The sequence below is a fragment of the Paractinoplanes polyasparticus genome (assembly GCF_019710575.1).
Classification (GTDB): Bacteria; Actinomycetota; Actinomycetes; order Mycobacteriales; family Micromonosporaceae; genus Actinoplanes; species Actinoplanes polyasparticus.
Window position 1 is genome coordinate 21529 of record NZ_JAHWFK010000062.1, and the last position, 16397, is coordinate 37925.

Below are 16397 nucleotides of genomic sequence, written 5' to 3' on the forward strand. Positions count from 1 at the left end.
CGTCAAGCTCTCCCGTCGTGCAGAGGTGTGGCGCACGGATGCTCGAGAGCGGTCAGAAAGCTCGAGGCGCGCGGTGCCTGATGTTGCTGGGCGGCTATGCCGGTCCTACCCCCTGCGATAAGCGCAGTTGTGGACGCGGTCTGAGTCGGTCAGTGCTGGTCGCGTGGGGTCGCGATGGCAGAGTCGGGGGTGCTCCTGAGCTGCTGTTCGATGAGGTCGAGGAGCCGGTGTGCGGCGCGTACGGCGTCGGTGGAGTCGGGGTGGGCGGTGGTGTCGATGCGCTGGTCGAGGACGGCACGCAGGGCGGCGACGTCGCAGCTGTCGGCGGGGATGGCGAGCTGGCCGCAGATCTCGGTGAGCTTCGGCTGGTTGCCGCGGACCAAATGTTTACCCGCCAGTTGGATGAGCATCAGCACGGTGCCGGGGACGTCAGGGTCTGAACCGCGCCCGTCGTCGCTTCGATGGTGGTCCATCAGGGGTACGAAGCCCAGCGTGGAGCGGGGCAGCGCGTCGCGTTCGTACACCACAGCGGCGCCGGCGGATACGGTGGCGGTCGCAGCCGGCCACAGGAACACGTCGACCAGTACGGGTAGGCCGGCCAGTTCGATCCCGACGGCAAGGTAAGCGCCGTTCTTGGGCGCGCCGGATCGCCGGGAACCGGCCCTGGTAGGTCTTGGGTCCTGCCCGGCGAACTTGACCCGTTCTGTGCCCGAAGTGATGATATCGTCCGGTGATGGGTCGCCGTATTGCGCTTGACCTGACGGCTAAGCGTTGAGGGACTACGACTCAGTTCAGTCGCGATGCCGCGGATGCCACACCCGCCTCGGTGACGATCGGCGATGGTGACCCGCTCGTTTTCCGCCAGGAATTATTCAGAGATCTGCACGGACGCCATGATCGGTCATGTCGGCGCACCGAGCCATCGGGGTTCTTCACCATCCGGCCGTAAAGCCAGTAGATCCCGGTCTCCGGCCGACCCCGACGATCCGGCACGCCTCGCAGTCGTTCATGCCCCGCGCCATCAATGCAGGTACTGCTCCGCTTCTCAGTTCGCGGCAAACCGCCCGGTGCCCCGGGCAGACAACGAGTCGAATAGATAGCGACTTCCTGCTCAAAGCAGATGTTGCAACGCCCCTTGGAGACCGTCGTTGTAGCGGTGCAGCCATCGGAACGAGGTCAGACGTGCCTCGCCTTGAAGGTGGCGTTGAGCGACTCGGCGAGGACGTTGCCGACGGCGCTCATAGATTGCCGAACGCCGGCCGGGCCGGTGCCGGTACGCGGATACCGTGGGGCCGGACCCGGCACGGTGACTAGTTTGGAGTGTGTGTATGGCATCGACTCCGTCGTCGGTCCCAGCCGTGGCCGGGACGGGGCCCCGGACCCGGGAGTCCATAGCCGAGGACCTGCGGACACTTGGATTAGGCGCGGGCGCGACTGTGCTGGTGCACTCGTCGCTGCGGTCGCTGGGCTGGGTGTGCGGCGGCGCGGTGAGCGTTGTGCGGGCGCTGCTGGACGTGCTCGGCCCGGACGGCACACTGGTGGTGCCGGCCTTCTCCACCCAGAACCGCGACCCGGTGCGGTGGGCCGGCCCGGAGGTCCCGCCGTCGTGGTTCCCTGCGATCCGCGCGGCGATGCCGGCCTATGACCCGGCTGTCACCTCGTGTCGAGAGCTAGGGATCGTCGCGGAGACGGTGCGCTGCTGGCCTGGGGCGCGGCGCAGCCCGCACCCGCAGACGTCGTTCGCGGGGGTCGGCGCGCGGGCCGTGCAGCTGATGAGCCGTCACGAGCTGACCAGCGAGCTGGGGGAGCAGTCGCCGCTGGCGGCGCTCGAGGCGGCCGGGGCGGTGGTGCTGCTGCTGGGGGTGGGTTTCGACCGGTGCACGGCGCTGCATCTTGCCGAGTACCGGCTGCCGTGGGTGACGCCACGGCCCAACGCGTGTGTGGTGCAGACGTCGCGAGGGCGGGCGTGGGTGCACTATCAGGGGGTGCGGCTGGACGCGAGTGATTTCGCGGCGCTCGGCGCGGATCTGGAGCGTTCCGGGGTGGTATGCCGCGGCCCGGTCGGCGCGGCGGACAGCCGTCTGCTGGAGTTCGCGCAGGCAGTTGCGTTCGCTGAGGAATGGTTGCTGCAGCACCGGGTCCCGTAGGCGTGGTAATGCCGACTCTTTCGCGATCGCTGTACGCATTGACATCGACCGCTTACGCTTGGCAATGGGCCACTACCCACCGTTCGGCCGGGTGCCGGTTACCGATGCGAGGTCCCATGAGCAACCACGAACGTCTCATAACCCTGCGGCAGCGGCTCGGTGCGGAGCCAGCGGCGGCCGCGCTGCGCCGGCGTCGCCCGGCGCTGCGGTGGGTTCTGGGGGACTATGAGGTGCATCCGAAGGGGTTCAACAACTTCGTCGGTGGGAAGACCGCCGAAGCGCTGAACGAGTGAGGGCCACGCCCGATCCGTTCCGCAGCCTCGTCCCGGTTCGGCAGATCCTCCTGAAGGTGCACAGCCGGTGTAATCTTGCGTGCGACTACTGCTATGTCTACCAGCACGCCGACCAGAGCTGGCGGGACCGGCCGCGGGTCATGTCGCGCCGAACGATCGACCTGACGGCCGCCCGGATCGCCGAGCACGCGGGCAAGCACGATCTGCCGTTTCTCACCGTGATTCTGCACGGCGGCGAGCCGCTACTGGCCGGCCCTCAGACAATCGATTACCTGGCCCGGGCGGTACGTGCCGCGGTCACTAGCCACACCAAGGTCACTCTCGGGGTGCAGACCAACGGGCTACTACTCGACGACGCTTACCTGGAGCTGTTCGCGGCACACCGGATCCAGGTCGGTGTCAGCCTGGACGGGCCGCCGGCGGCCAACGACCGGCACCGGCGCCACGCCGGTGGGAGGGGCAGTCACGCGGGCGCCGCCCGGGCGCTGCGGCGGCTCAACGAGGCCCGGCACCGGCCGTTATTCGGTGGAATTCTGTGCACTGTGGATGTCAACAACGACCCGGCGCAGGTCTTCTCCCACCTGCTGTCGTTCAACCCGCCGGAGATCGACTTCCTGCTACCGCACGGCACCTGGGACAGTCCACCGCCGGGACGTCCGGCCGACCTGTCGCGCTCGGCCTATGCCGACTGGCTGATCACCGTCTTCGACCTGTGGTACGACGCCGCGGGGCCGGTCAGCCGGGTGCGGCTCTTCGAGTCCCTAGTGTCGCTACTGCTGGGCGGTCCGGGCGGCAGCGAGGCCCTCGGCCTGGGCCAAGTCGATCTAGTGACCGTCGAGACCGACGGCAGCCTGGAGCAGGGCGACATGCTGAAGATCGTTGCCCACGGTGCTGCGGCGACCGGCCTGCATGTGCGGTGGCACTCGTTCGATCAATATCTCGAACATCCGGGTGCGCGGGCCAGACAGGCTGGAGTGTCGGGATTGTCGAGCAAATGCCAAGAGTGCCCGCTGGTGGAGGCCTGCGGTGGCGGACTCTACGCTCACCGGTTCGGCCGTGATCGGCAGTTCGATAACCCGTCGGTCTATTGTGCTGACCTGGCTGCGCTGATCGAGCACGCGGCGCGGCGGTTGGCCGCGGACCTGCCGTAGCGGCGGCGCATGCCGGACCGCTGGCCCGGCCGACGGTTTCGCGCCGCTCCAGGGGTACCTTCCCGCGCCCCGATTGCGGTACTAATGACAGAGGCCCAGTCCGGGTGGCCGCTCATGGGTGGCCGCCGGCCGGCCCCGAGGAGGCCGATGTTCCAGTCGCGGTTTATGCGCAGGCGAACCGAGTGGCCGTTCCGTCCTCGTTGACGGTCGTCGGGAGGCCAAATGCTGTATTTCTTCATGAGCTATGCGTCCGACGAGGACGTGATTTTCGTGCGCAGGCTGCACCGTGACCTCTCCGTCGAGATCATCCGGCGGATCGGCAGCGAGCCGCAGCAGGCGGTGGGTTATCTGGACGACAGCAGCGGTGCAAAGTGGCCGGTCGACGCACGTAACGCATTGAGCAGCTGCCAGACCTTCATCCCGCTGTGCTCGCTGAGATATCTGATGGACGAGCGATGCGGGCGGCGCTGGGGAGTATTCGCGGAGCGGGTGCGCGCCCGCCAGGCCGAGATGAGTCAAAGCGAGGATCGGCTTATGCCGGTGCAGTGGGCCCGTGACGATCTGCCCGACGACTTGTTCACCGAGCCGGACCTGGACGTCCGGCCGCACCGGGCGCCCAACGGCGAGGATCTGCGAGTGCTGATCAGGTTGCAGTCGCACCGTCCCGCCTATCGGGCATTCGTGACCTCACTGGCGCATCGGGTGGTCGCGTCCGCGCACGCCTACCGCTTACCGCCGGCACAGCTCGGTATCGACTTGGACGCGGTGCCCAACGTCTTCGAGTCCCGGCTGGCCGCGCTGGGGCGCGCGGATCTGCCGGCCAAGGTCGTCGTGGTGGTGGCCGCCGGCACCCGCGAGCAAATGCGCGCCGTCCGTACGGACCTTCAGTTCTATGGGGTACGCCGGGAGGACTGGGCGCCGTTCCAGCCGCAGGCGGTGCAGTCGGTGGCGTCCCGGGCTCGGGAGATCGCTTCCGACCGGCGGCTACGTTCCGAGGTGGTGTCGTTGGAGTCCGTCCCGGAAAGACTGCGTACCGGGCCGCGCCAGGACATCCTGGTGCTGCTGGTGGACGCATGGGCGATCACCTGGCTCGACCATCTCCGTTCGGCGCTGCGCGAGATCGGCAGTCGTGACGACGCGACGACGGTAGTCCTCATTCCGGCTAGCCGCGACGACCCGGAGACCGCGAATCATCGCAACGAGTTACGCCGGGCGGTGCTCGCGGCGTTTCCCGGCCGATCGGTGCGCCGCGATCACTTGTTTCACCCGGAGGTGGACTCCGCAGACGACTTCGACGCGGATCTATCGGTGGCGATTGCGGTGGCCCAGCGGCAGGTCAGCCGCCCGACCAGGCCGGAGGGCAGGTCCGCCGACCGTCACGCGGTCGGCCGTCCGGTGCTGGAGGGTCCATGATCGGCGGTCCGGCGGGTTCGTTACCAGTAACGACAACTCATCACGTTCGGCCTTTTAGGCTTCTTGACGCATTCGGGAAAAAGCGGACAAGGGGAACCCGGCCGACCATGGCATCCGTAGTCGCGGATCGGACATAGGGGCGGTAGAGCATGGAATCCTCGGGTGCCGGTGGCCAGGTCATCACGTTCTACTCGTTCAAGGGCGGTGTCGGGCGAACGATGGCGCTGGCGAACGTTGCGTGGATCCTGGCCAGCACCGGCCGGCGCGTCCTGACGGTGGACTGGGACCTGGAGTCACCCGGGCTGCACCGCTATTTCGCGCCGTTCCTGGCCGACCGTGACCTGCGGCATTCGGCAGGGGTCATCGAGGCCATCACCCGTTTTGAGAAACTGGCCGCTCGCGCCGTGAAGGACGGCGGCAGTCTGTCGCCCGGCGACGTGCAGCGCCTGGCGCGGGTACGGGACTTCGCCACGTCACTGGAGCGCTACGACTTCCCGCGCGGCGGCTCTATCGACTTCGTGTGTTCCGGCCGTCAGGTAACGGAGTACTCGCAACTGGTGAGCCACTTCGACTGGGACACGTTCTACGCGGGACTAAACGGCCAGGAGTTTCTAGCCGCGCTGGCGGAGGACATGCGCGGCAGCTATGACATCGTGCTGATCGACAGCCGGACAGGGCTCAGCGATAACGCGGGGATTTGCACGGTGGCCCTGCCCGACGTCGTCGTCGACTGTTTCGCGTACAACAACCAGAGCATCGACGGCGCCGGCGCGGTGGCCGATTCGATTCGACGAATGCGGCCCGACATCCGGATCTTCCCGGTACCTAGCCGGGTGGAGGATGGCGAGACCGCCAAACTCGACCGGCGCCGCGGCCTGGCACAGCAGCGCTTCCGCGACTACATCGCCGCGTTGGGCTTCACCGACCACGGCAGGTACTGGGGTCGAGTCGAGCTGCCCTACAAGATCTTGTACGCGTACGAAGAGACCTTGGCGGTCTTCGGGGACCGGCCTTACCAGGAGAATACGCTGCTGGCTGCCTACGAGCGTTTGGCCGGCGAACTGGTCGGTGAGGAGATCAACCTCCCGACGATTCCCGAGACGATCCGGCGAGGCTGGCTGTCGGAGTTCGAGCAGCGGGGCAGCGCGACGCCGCAGCCGGCGCTGATCTGCTACACCCCGCGGGACCGGATCTGGGCCGAATGGGTTGGGCACGAACTGCAACGCGCAGGGCAGCGCTACGTGTTGCGCGACGTGAAGGTGACCGAGGACGCCGACGAGCTGGTCGCCCATTCGGAGTACGCCATTATGCTGCTGTCCCGCGAGTCGGTGCGGCTGCCGCAGATGCTGCATTGGTGGGAGCTAGCGTCGCGGCGCGATCTGCCGGGCTACGGCCGGTTCCTGGTGCCCGTACGGGTCGACGGCACCCGCCCGCCGACGCCGTTCAGCGAACGCGAGCCAGTGGACATGTTCAACGTTCCCGAGCGGGTCGCCCGGGACGCCCTGCTGGCCCGGCTGGACATTCGAGACTTCGCCATGGAACGCCCCCCGGCATCGAGCGGGCCGCATCCCCGGTTCCCGTTCGAACCGGCCAGGGTATGGCGGGCGCCCGCTCGTAACACCAGTTTCACCGGGCGCGACGCCACCCTGGAGGAACTGCGGGAGCGGCTAAACTCCAGCACCGCGCAGACCGGGCCGGCAGTGCTGCAGGGTATCGGCGGGGTCGGCAAGACCCAGATCGCCGTCGAGTATTTGCACCGCTTCGCGGCGGACTACGACGTTGTGTGGTGGATCTCCGCAGACCAGCCACAGCTGGTGGTGACCGCCCTCGCCGACCTGGCCGGGGAACTCGGCCTGACGATCGCCGGGTCCGGTCGGGCCGACGACGAGGCGGCCGCGGTGCTGGAGGCACTGCGGCTCGGCAAGCCGTCGAAGCGCTGGATCCTCGTGTTCGACAACACCGAGGACCCCGAGCACGTCCGGCGGTTTCTGCCCAACGGCGGGGGTGATGTCATCGTGACCACGCCCGGACAGGAGTGGTCACGTACCGCCTGGACGCTGGACATTAACGTCTTCGACCGCTCGGAGAGCCGCACCCTGCTGACCAACCGGGTGCCCGGGCTGACCGACGCCGATGCCGACCAGATCGCCGCAAAGCTCGGCGACCTGCCGCTGGCAGTGGAGCAGGCAGCGATGTGGCTGGCCACTACGGCGATGAGCGCGCACAGCTATCTGGAAATTCTGGACCAACAGTTGCCACGCATTCTCAACGAGCCGCCGCCGCCGGGGTATCGGCACCCGGCCGCCGAGACCTGGCGGCTTTCCCAAAAACGGTTGCGAGTTGCCAGCCCGGCTGCGGCATTCCTCGTCGAACTGCTAGCGTTTTTGGCTCCGGAGCCGATTCCGGCAGGCCTGTTGGACAGCCCCGGCATGGCCGATGCGCTCGCAGTGCACGACCCGGCGCTCCGTGACCGGCTCATGCGCAACTCCCTGGTGCGGGAGGCGACGCGTTTCGGCCTCGCCAGGGTTGATTCAGCGGTTCATGCGCTTCGCATGCACCGCCTGGTACAAAGTGTGATCATGGGCGACCTGGCTCCCGAGGAGCAGTCGCGGAGGCGGGAGCAGATACACGTGATCTTGGCGAAGGCGCAGCCCGGCGAGCCCTCGGATCAGCGTAACTGGCCCGTTTACCAAGGCCTTCTCGCGCATCTGGAGCCCTCGGGAGCGCTGGACTCCGACGATATCGAGGTGCACGCGCTGACCATCGACATGGTGCGGTACCTGCGCTACCGCGGTGACTTCGCTGGTTCTGCCAGACTCGCCGACCGTGCGCTGACGAACTGGGAGCCGCGACTGGGTCAGGATCACCTGTCCGTGTTGCGGTTGCGCAGCGAGCTGGGCAACATCCTGCTCGCCCGAGGCGACTACCAGGACGCCCTGGAAATCGAGCAACAGGTCGTCGCACGGATGACCGCGTTGCGCGGAGAGACCTACCCGTACGCGCTGATCGCGCTGAGTGGTGCCGCTGCAGCGTACGCCGGGCTGGGGCAGTACGGTCAGGCCGTCGAGCTGGGCGACAAGGTCTTGGTTCACTGGCAGGCCACAGTGGGTGACAGCAACCTGCGGACCGTGCTGGCGCGCAACAACCTCGCCCAATGGCTCTACCTGGCGGGGGACTTCAGCCGTGCCCGCGAGCTCGGTGAACAAGTGGCGAAAGACTCCGAGGAGTTCCTCGGCGCCGTTTCGCGTGACACCTTGCTGCACAAATGCAACCTTGGCAGGTTCCTGCGCGCCGACGGGGATTTGGTCCGCTCCGAGGCGGTCCTGCGGGAGACCCTCGAGTCGTGCTTGACCGCGCTAGACAAGGGACACCGGGTCACCGCCACCGCACAACGGGAACTCGCCACGACGCTGCGCCGGCTGGGCCAGCTCGAGGAGGCACGGAAGCAGGTCGAGAAGGCCGCCGCGACGCTGACTATCGGTGTCGCGGAACACCCGGACGCGTTCGCGTGCGAGCTCGAACTCGCGGCCATCAGCGCAGCCGACGGAAAACCGGACGTCGCCGTGACCGGAGCGCGGGAGGCCTGGTCACGTTACCAGCGGGTGCTTGGCGACCGGCACCCTTTCACCCTGGCCGCGGCGAACGACCTCGCCATCTACCTGGTCGCAGCGGGCGCAGCCGGGCCGCCCGAGGCGCGGGCCCTACTGTCGGCGACCGTGGACGGGTTCCGGGAGGTTCTCACCGATGTGCACCCGTACGTGTCCATCTGCCGGATGAATTTCTCGAGCGTGCTGTTCTCGGCCGGGGAGACCGTGGCCGCGCAGCAACTGGACACCGTGGTGCTGTCCGACCTGCGGGAGCGGCTGCGCAACCGTAGCCACCCGGTGGCCGTCGCCGCGGCCCGTAACCTCGCCACAAGTCGCTTGGCCACCGGGGACCGCTCCGGCGCGGACGCGCTGATGCTGGAACTGGACCGCATCGGCACCGACCCGGGGGTCAACCCCGCGCCGGGCGGCACCGGCCGGGTGTGGGTGGACATCGAGACCTCCTCGCCGTGACCCCGCCGCTCCGTGCCCCGTTGAGGTAACTTCAGGTCGGACGGGTCCGTGTGGCCGTACTCTGAGGAGTGCGGGACGGCTCCGAGAATCTGGCTCGTGGGGTGCTAGGCTTCCCGCGCATGACTCGGAGGGGTGGCAATGGAGCCGGATATCGACGACTGCATCCTCGATTTCGATCTTGAGGATGTCGATCCCGGCCGTGTCGACAGCCCGGCCCTGCAAGCCCTGCTGACCCGGCTCGTGCTCGACGACCGGGTCCCGGTCACCGCCTTCACCAATTTCGTCTCGTAACCTCGGGACGGCACCTGCGATGCGGCCGTTCCGGCAGTTCCTGCTCAAGCTGCACAGCCGTTGCAACCTTGCCTGCGACTACTGCTATGTCTACCGGCACGCCGACCAATCCTGGCGCACCCGCCCTCGGGTGATGTCCGAGGCGGTCATCTCGGCCGCCGCGCGGCGCATCGCCGAACACGTCCACGCCTGGCACCTCGACGCGGTCACCATCGTGCTGCACGGCGGTGAGCCGCTGCTGGCTGGAGTCGGCACCGTGCGCAAAGTCACCGGCGCGGTCCACGCCGCAGTCGGCCCCGCTGCGAAGGTAACCTTCGCGATTCAGACCAACGGGTTGTTGCTCGACGAGGCGATGCTCGACGCACTGCTCGACCTAGACATTCGCGTCGGCATCAGCCTGGACGGTGGCCGCGCCGAGCACGACCGGCACCGGAACTTCGCGTCCGGAGCTGGCAGTTTCGACGCGGTGGCCGCCGCCCTCAACCGGCTGCGCCACGACAGGTACCGGTCGCTGTACAGTGGGTTACTGTGCACGGTCGACGTCCGCAACGACCCGATCGACGTCTACGAGAGCCTACTCGCGTTTGAACCCCCGGCCCTGGACCTGCTACTACCGCACGGCAACTGGACCAACCCGCCCCCGCGGCGAGCGCCGGGCGACCCGGGTACGCCGTACGGCGACTGGCTGGTCACGGTGTTCGACCGCTGGTACGACGCGCCCGATCATCGCACGAACATCCGCCTGTTCACGGCAATCATCTCCCTGCTACTCAACCGGGCCAGCGGCTATGAGGCGGCGGGCCTGGACCCGGTGGACTACATCACCGTAGAAACCGACGGAAGCCTGGAACAGTCAGACGTGCTCAAAACCGTGGCCGAGGGAGCCGCCGCGACCGGTCTGAGCGTGTTCCGCAATAGCTTCGACGAGGCGCTGCAGCACCCGGGCGTACAGGCCCGCCAGCAGGGACTAGCCGCGCTGAGCGCGGACTGCCGGGCGTGCCGGATCGTGCGGGTGTGCGGCGGTGGGCACTACGCCCACCGCTTTCGCGCGCCGGACGACTTTGCCAATCCCACCGTCTACTGCCCCGACCAGAAGCGCCTCATCGGCCACATCCGCGAACGAGTGTCCGCCGATCTCCGCCGTGCCGCCGAACGCCCGCCGACCGCGCCGGCCCGGTCACCCGCCTGACCGCGTCGAGCCTGGGCGACCTGCTGTGAGTGGCAACGCCGGATTGAGGTCAGCCGGGTTCTGCGACGAGCAGTCGAGGACATTTGGGAGATTTGAAAGTCCGGTACTGCTTCTGCCGCCCGTTCTGACAGGTCCGTGGGTAGCATGAGGCCGCGCCGACCTGCTGACCGTCGCCGACTCGACACTCTGCGGGATAGCCGAGCTGGTCCAGGCGCGTGGGATCGCGGAAGGGCACCGCCGCCGTCAACCGGGCCGCTGCCGCTCTGGCCGGCCCTGTCGGCAATCTAGTGAACGCGGCGCTACGGGAAACAGGGACGTCCTTGCCTCATACCAGACACCGATGCACCCGCGAGTGCGCGCTCCGCAGTCCCGGGATCTGTCGCAGATCGCTTCGGCCAAGAGCAGGCCATCCGTGGCCTCAAGGCGCGAATTGGCGTGATGTTGAGTTTGATGCGGACCGATAATCGCAGCTGAGTCGTTTTAGATCTGCGGGGGATCGATATCGCAGTTCAGGCGGACCTGTTGTTCGACGGCCACAGTATTGAAGTGATCCGGGCCGAGCGCGGCACGGGAGCGTTCCAGGACCGCGCGTCGCAGCTGTGCTGCCGCCTCCTGGTGGCCGCTGGTGGCCAGGGTGATGGCGAGATTGTTCATCGCGGCTAAGGCGTCGGGGTGGTCGACGCCGACCGACGCTGCCAGCCGGTCGCATGCCTCCTGGTCGCTGTCGCGGGCCTGGTCGAGTTCACCGGCGTCGAACAGTTCGTTTCCGCGGTTGACCAAGCAGGCGAGCGTGTAGGGGTGGTCAGGGCCGAGGACTTCCTGAAAGCGAGCGATGACCTGGTCGCTGAAGTTTCGGGCGGCGTCGTTGCGGCCCAGTTTGCGCAGGAAGATCGACACATTGTTCTTGCAGGCGAGGGTGGACGGGTGGTCGGTGCCGAGACGGGCCTCGTAGCGGCCCAGGGCATCCTGGGAGGTTTCCAGCGCCTGTTGGTCGTCCCCCTGCGCTGACTGCACGCTTGCCAGGTCGTTGAGGCAGGCGAGGGTTTCCGGATGGCTGCGGCCCAGGCGCCGTTCCAGGGCCGGCATGGTTTCCTGGGTGAGCTGGCGGGCCTCCGCCAGGTTCCCGGTCTTGCGCAGGGTCACCGCAAGAGCGCGGGCCACGGCCAGGGTGTCGCGGTGACCGGCGCCCATCAACTTCGTGGACAGGGTGAGGACCGTCTGGAGCAGTTCCTGAGACGCGGCGAATCGGCCCAGGTCCCGGTAGGCGCTGCCGAGGACCGCACCCATGCGAATGCTGAATGGTGAACTCGGCCAGACCCGGTGGGACACCTCGTAGGCGCTTTCGGAGATCTCGGCGGCCCCAGCGAAGTCGCCGTTGAACCGCAGAGACAGGGCCAGGTTGTTCATTGCGAAGACGGTCCGGCGCGCCTCCGGGTGCAGCACTTGCCGGGCCAGGTCCAGGGCCGCGTCGTCCAGCTCCAGGGCTTCCCGGTAGCGGCCCAGGCCTTTGAGGTCGGCAGCCTGCCCGCTAAGGCTCATCACGACGTATGCGTGTCGTGACCCGACGGTCGCCAGCAGCTGCTGGTGCACCTCGCCGTCGATGGTGAGGGCCTCTGTCAGTTTGGCCTGGGATCGGATCGGGTTGGCTATGTGCAGGCGCAGCCACAGGGTGGTGAGGTCGTCGTCCTGTCCGGTGCGGCGCCACGCGGCCAGCGCCCGCTCGCCGAGGCCCTGGCTCTCTAACAGGTCGCTGAGGTTCCACAGGTAGCGGACCATGTCGATGACCAGTTGCCGAACGGCAGGCACGGTCGAGCGCAGCGTGCCGGTCGGTTCAAGATGGGGGCGAATCTGCCGGTAGACCGGCCAGTTCTCCGGCTCGTCGGGTTCCTTGGGGTTCGCCGCCGCCAACACGTCGTGCACGTCGCGTTCGGTCTGCGCCTGGGCTTCGGGTGTCATCCCGGAGCGGATTACTGTCTGTACGAGGCGGTGCATTTCGATGGCGTTGTGCCCGGCGTCGAAACGGGCCAGCGCGTAGCGGCCGATCTCGCGGACGACCTGGCCGATCAACAGTGGGTCCTGCAACGCAGGGTCGTAGACTTGGAGCAGTTCCAGGAAACGTCCGCTGTAGATCAGTCGCATGGGGATCGGTTCGGGTGCGAAGAACGCGCACACCTCCAACAGGCGGGCGGCGGCGGGCATGTCGGCGCGGATCCGTTCCAGCGACACCCGCCAGGTGCCGGCAGCGGTCTGCTCGAAGGCGGACGCGGTGCCGTCACTGAGCACCTGCGGCAGATCAGTCTCCAGCAGCGCAGCGTAGTCGCTGACGGGCATCCCGGTCGCGGCCAGCCAGGCGCCAGCCTGCTCGATCACCAGTGGCAGATCGCCGAGGCGTTCGGCGAGCAGCGCGGCGTCGGCTTCGGGCATCTCCGGGACGAGTCGGCGCATCAGTTCGATGCTCTCTGCCCGGGTGAACACGAGGACCTCGACTGCGGTGGTGTGCCGGCCCCAGGCTTGGTTGCGGGTGGTGAGCAATACGTGTCCCGGGCCGGAGGGCAGGTAGGGGCGAATCTCATCGGGAAGGTCGACGTTGTCGAAGACCAGCAGCCAGCGCCGGTAGGGTTCACCGCGGCGCAAGGCGTCCAGGACCGCCTCGACCCGTTCAGTGACGCTCTCGGCGTCTGGCAGTCCCAGCAGCTCGGCGAGTTCGGCCAGGGAGGCGCGGACCAGGCTGGGTTGTTCGGCGGGGATCCACCAGACGAGGTCATAGTCGGCGGCGAAGCGGTGCACGTACTCGAGGGCGACCTGGGTCTTTCCGGCGCCGCTGAGGCCGTGCAGGGTTTGCGGGACGGCGGGGGTGCCGCCGATCGGCAGCCGGTCGCGCAGATTTTCCAACAGCAGAGTGCGGCCGGTAAAGGTGGGGTTGCGTTGCGGCGGGTTCCAGACCGGTGGAGTGCTGGTCGGGAATCGTGGGCCGGAGCGGAGCCCGGCACGTTCGGGTGCAGCTCCGGAGCGTTCGACGGCGTCTAGCAGGACCTGCCGGGCCTGGTCCTCGGCCAGGTTGAACAGGTCGAGTTCCCGGACCGCCCGGTCGCCGGCATGTAAGGCCGGCAGCCGACTGTTGTCGATGCGCAGCCGAACCAAGCTGCCCGCGATCCAGTCTCGGTCGGTGGCCCACCGCCACACCCACTCCGCCTGCGCCGAGCGTAGGTAGCCGCGCGAGTAGACGACCATCAGGCGGGTGCCGGGTTCCTGGAGGATGTCCAGTCCGCGGGCCGTGTCGGTAAGGGATCCGGTGAGGTCGACCTCCTGGAGCGTCGTAGGCAAGCCGGCGCGTTCAAGTTCGGCGGCGATCCAGTCTGCCCACGTACGGTCGATCGCGGCGAAGCTGATCACGGTGCGGGCGTTGTCGGAGGGTTTCTGCCTTTCGTATAGGGACAGCCACTGCCGCCGTTCGCGTTCGTCGAGTGCCGGGAACTCGGTGACCTGCCCGCCGGTGATGATGGTGGTGAGCCGTTCGAATGAGGAAAGCAAGGAGTGTTCCTGCCGGGCGCGTTCGCCGAAGGTGGCCAGGATCTCCTCGTAGGCGAAGAAGGGTTTGTAAGGGACCTCGACGTTGCCCCAGTAGTCGAGGGCCTGTTCGGTGGTCATTTCGAGGAACGGGGCAAACCGCAGGCGGGCGTGATCGCGTCCGGTTTCCAGTTTGAGCAGCTCGGCGTCCTCGACGCGCATCGGGACCGGCAGGATCCGCACCGGTCGCCGGCTGCTCAGCCGCCGGATGGATTCGGCGACGGCGACCGCGCCGTCGATGCTCTGTTCGTTGAGGGTGAAGCAGTTGATTACCGTGTCGGGCAGGGTGACCGTGCACATGCCGGCGGAGTCGCTGAGCCCGGTGCGGCTGTCGATCAGGACGTAATCGTAGCGGCGTGCCATGTTCTCGCGCAGTTCCGTGAGGAACTGTTCGCCGCCGAGTTGGTCGTAGAAGGTGGGCCAGTCGAAGGTGCTCACGGCGCTGGAGTAGGCCGGGTTCTGCTGGCCAGCGGGCAAGAGGTCGATCAGGCCGCCGCCGGGGAACCGCCAGCTGAGGGAGACGGCTTCGCGTTCGACGTCGGCATAGCGACCCAGGTTGGGGTCGCCGGGCTCGACGACGGCCCCGGCGGCGAAGTCGCGGATCATGTCGATCACGCCGCGTGAGTGGCGCAGCTTCTTGTCCAACAGGAACGGCCGGAAGTAATGGTGCAGACCGGGTGATTCCAGGTCCCAGTCGACGGCGAGAACCCGCAGTCCGTTGGCGGCCAGGATCCAGGCCGTGTTGGCGACCGCCATCGTCCGGCCGGTTCCCCCCTTGAAGGAATAGAACGTCACGATCCGGCCGTTACCGTGGCCGTTCGGCTCGGCATCCATAATCGATCTCCCTTCGGTGTCGGGCAGGGGTCAGGGGCCGCGGAGAATGGGACGTTCGCCGTGGTTGGTGGTGGTACTCCGGCGAGCGGAACCGGTCCGCAGGACTCGGTTGCGGGAGCGTTCCAGTACAACGCCCAGGTCGGCGTCGAACGACTGTGGGCTCAGGATCACGCTGCGGAAGGTCACGTCCGAGCGGGCGTGCATGCGCTGGAAGAACACCTCGCTGAGGGTGGCCAGCAGCCGGTCGAGGTGGGTGTGGGTCTGCTCATCGCCGTCGTTGGCGGTGACCAGCACTGGGGCGAAGCTCGGCGTCGTACTGTCGGTGTCGAATTGAGCTAGAAGGCTGCGGTGGCGGAGGACGCCCGTGATCCACAAGTCGATCAGCAGGATCACGATCCGTTCGCCGGTGCCGTTCTCGTCGATGCGGGTGTGCACCGTGTCCAGGTCGGTGATCACCGAATGGAACTGGTGTTCCAGGGCGACCGCTTGGGCACGGTCGGCGATCGGTGCGTCGACGGTCGGGCGGAACGGCGCCCAGTGCCGGGGTTCGTTGCCATAGAACCGCGGGTCCCGGGTGACGCCCGGCAGCAATTGCCAGGCCAGGTCGGCCAGGGCCGGCGCGGCGACCACGAACTCGACCCGGCTTGCCGGCGAGGTCACTGCGGGCGGGCGCGGGTCGTCGAGGAACGCGCTACGGACCTGGTGGAACGATGTGACGGCGCGGGAGCCGGGCATCGGCTGGCCGGAGTGCGCGCAGGCCACGATCTGCCGGGCGAGCCGGTCGAGCAGTTCCAGGTAGTCGTCGCGGTGCCGGGTGAGCCGCATCATTTGGCGCAGTCCGCCCCGGTCGTAAACATCGGGCATGCCATGGTTCAAGTACTGCCGGGCAACGACCGTGTGCGGCAGTTGTGTTGGCGGCAGCCACAGCAGTGGCAGCAGCGGTGGCGGGTGGGCCAGCGGGCCGCGGTCCTCGAGGGTGCGCAGCCGGTCGTCGAACACGGCCCATTCCCGGCCGCAGGCTTCGCTAATCAGATAACGCGGTGAGATCAGAGCGACGAACGTGCGGCAGGTGTCGAGAGCGGTCATCAATGCTTGCGACCAACGTTCCCCGACGGGCATCTCCATGTCGAGGAATCCGACAGCGCGGTTGGCGGGCAGTCCGGCGTGGGAGCGCACCTCGGCGGACAGGTTGTCGAAGAACTGATTGACCCAGTGCTGGTCGTCGCCGCGTGCGTAGCTGAGGAAGAAGTAATAGTCGACCAATCAGGGCCCCCAGCGTCGCGGCACAAACGACGGTCCTCATCGGGCGGTGGCACGCACCGGCTATTGACTCCGTTCGCCGCCCGGCAGGGTCGCTACGAGGAGTATATAGCCGATGACTCAGCGGTGGGCTGCCTGCATATCGGCTTCCATCGATTGGATCTTCTACCGCAAGGACGGCACTACGCCAGCAC

Annotated in this window: 11 protein-coding genes; 7 read left to right on the forward strand and 4 right to left on the reverse strand. The window is 67.5% G+C overall.

Going from position 1 to position 16397, the window contains the following annotated elements; translation table 11 throughout:
* Window positions 1-149 precede the first annotated feature (149 nt).
* Window positions 150-575, reverse strand: a complete 426-nt coding sequence (locus KXC43_RS45195; protein ID WP_221382467.1) for a hypothetical protein — start codon at window positions 573-575, stop codon at window positions 150-152.
* On the reverse strand, window positions 473-865 hold the full coding sequence (locus KXC43_RS53400) for a helix-turn-helix domain-containing protein (protein WP_221382525.1): 393 nt from the start codon (window positions 863-865) through the stop codon (window positions 473-475). Before KXC43_RS53400 ends, KXC43_RS45195 begins: the two co-directional genes overlap by 103 nt.
* 463 nt (window positions 866-1328) lie before the next feature.
* On the opposite strand from KXC43_RS53400, the gene KXC43_RS45205 reads away from it, so the two are divergent.
* The 7 genes from KXC43_RS45205 to KXC43_RS45235 all read left to right on the forward strand — a co-directional run bounded on the left by KXC43_RS45205 (window position 1329) and on the right by KXC43_RS45235 (window position 10542).
* Complete coding sequence (locus KXC43_RS45205) at window positions 1329-2147, forward strand: AAC(3) family N-acetyltransferase (protein WP_221382468.1); 819 nt, start codon at window positions 1329-1331, stop codon at window positions 2145-2147.
* 116 nt (window positions 2148-2263) lie between these two features.
* Window positions 2264-2440 carry a hypothetical protein gene (locus KXC43_RS45210; RefSeq protein ID WP_221382469.1) on the forward strand — a complete coding sequence of 59 codons (177 nt, stop codon included), beginning with the start codon at window positions 2264-2266 and terminating at the stop codon, window positions 2438-2440.
* On the forward strand, window positions 2437-3591 hold the full coding sequence (locus tag KXC43_RS45215; protein WP_221382470.1) for an FxsB family cyclophane-forming radical SAM/SPASM peptide maturase: 1155 nt from the start codon (window positions 2437-2439) through the stop codon (window positions 3589-3591). The genes KXC43_RS45210 and KXC43_RS45215 overlap by 4 nt, the downstream gene beginning before the upstream one ends.
* Window positions 3592-3813: 222 nt before the next feature.
* Window positions 3814-5004: an FxsC protein gene (fsxC, locus tag KXC43_RS45220; RefSeq protein ID WP_221382471.1), complete on the forward strand. Its 1191-nt coding sequence runs from the start codon at window positions 3814-3816 to the stop codon at window positions 5002-5004.
* A 149-nt stretch (window positions 5005-5153) separates the two neighbouring features.
* Window positions 5154-9062 (forward strand): FxSxx-COOH system tetratricopeptide repeat protein, encoded by a 3909-nt coding sequence (gene fxsT / locus KXC43_RS45225; RefSeq protein ID WP_221382472.1) that lies wholly within the window; start codon window positions 5154-5156, stop codon window positions 9060-9062.
* Between the two features lie 138 nt (window positions 9063-9200).
* A complete protein-coding gene (locus tag KXC43_RS45230) occupies window positions 9201-9353 on the forward strand; it encodes a hypothetical protein (RefSeq protein WP_221382473.1) in 153 nt (50 codons plus the stop codon).
* Between the two features lie 19 nt (window positions 9354-9372).
* Window positions 9373-10542: an FxsB family cyclophane-forming radical SAM/SPASM peptide maturase gene (locus KXC43_RS45235; RefSeq protein ID WP_221382474.1), complete on the forward strand. Its 1170-nt coding sequence runs from the start codon at window positions 9373-9375 to the stop codon at window positions 10540-10542.
* Between the two features lie 480 nt (window positions 10543-11022).
* On the opposite strand, the gene fxsT (KXC43_RS45240) is transcribed toward KXC43_RS45235, so the two are convergent.
* Complete coding sequence (gene fxsT, locus KXC43_RS45240; protein WP_221382475.1) at window positions 11023-14943, reverse strand: FxSxx-COOH system tetratricopeptide repeat protein; 3921 nt, start codon at window positions 14941-14943, stop codon at window positions 11023-11025.
* A gap of 30 nt (window positions 14944-14973) precedes the next feature.
* The gene (locus KXC43_RS45245; protein WP_221382476.1) at window positions 14974-16206 is read right to left on the reverse strand and encodes a TIR-like protein FxsC; all 1233 of its coding nucleotides are present in this window, start codon (window positions 16204-16206) and stop codon (window positions 14974-14976) included.
* Window positions 16207-16397 lie beyond the last annotated feature (191 nt).

Excerpts from the sequence above, each read along its gene's own strand:
- fxsT (WP_221382475.1), bottom strand. The coding sequence starts at position 14,943 with ATGGATGCCGAGCCGAACGGCCACGGTAACGGCCGGATCGTGACGTTC.
- fsxC (WP_221382471.1), top strand. The coding sequence starts at position 3,814 with ATGCTGTATTTCTTCATGAGCTATGCGTCCGACGAGGACGTGATTTTC.
- KXC43_RS45235 (WP_221382474.1), top strand. The coding sequence starts at position 9,373 with ATGCGGCCGTTCCGGCAGTTCCTGCTCAAGCTGCACAGCCGTTGCAAC.
- KXC43_RS45205 (WP_221382468.1), top strand. The coding sequence starts at position 1,329 with ATGGCATCGACTCCGTCGTCGGTCCCAGCCGTGGCCGGGACGGGGCCC.
- KXC43_RS45210 (WP_221382469.1), top strand. The coding sequence starts at position 2,264 with ATGAGCAACCACGAACGTCTCATAACCCTGCGGCAGCGGCTCGGTGCG.
- fxsT (WP_221382472.1), top strand. The coding sequence starts at position 5,154 with ATGGAATCCTCGGGTGCCGGTGGCCAGGTCATCACGTTCTACTCGTTC.
- KXC43_RS45230 (WP_221382473.1), top strand. The coding sequence starts at position 9,201 with ATGGAGCCGGATATCGACGACTGCATCCTCGATTTCGATCTTGAGGAT.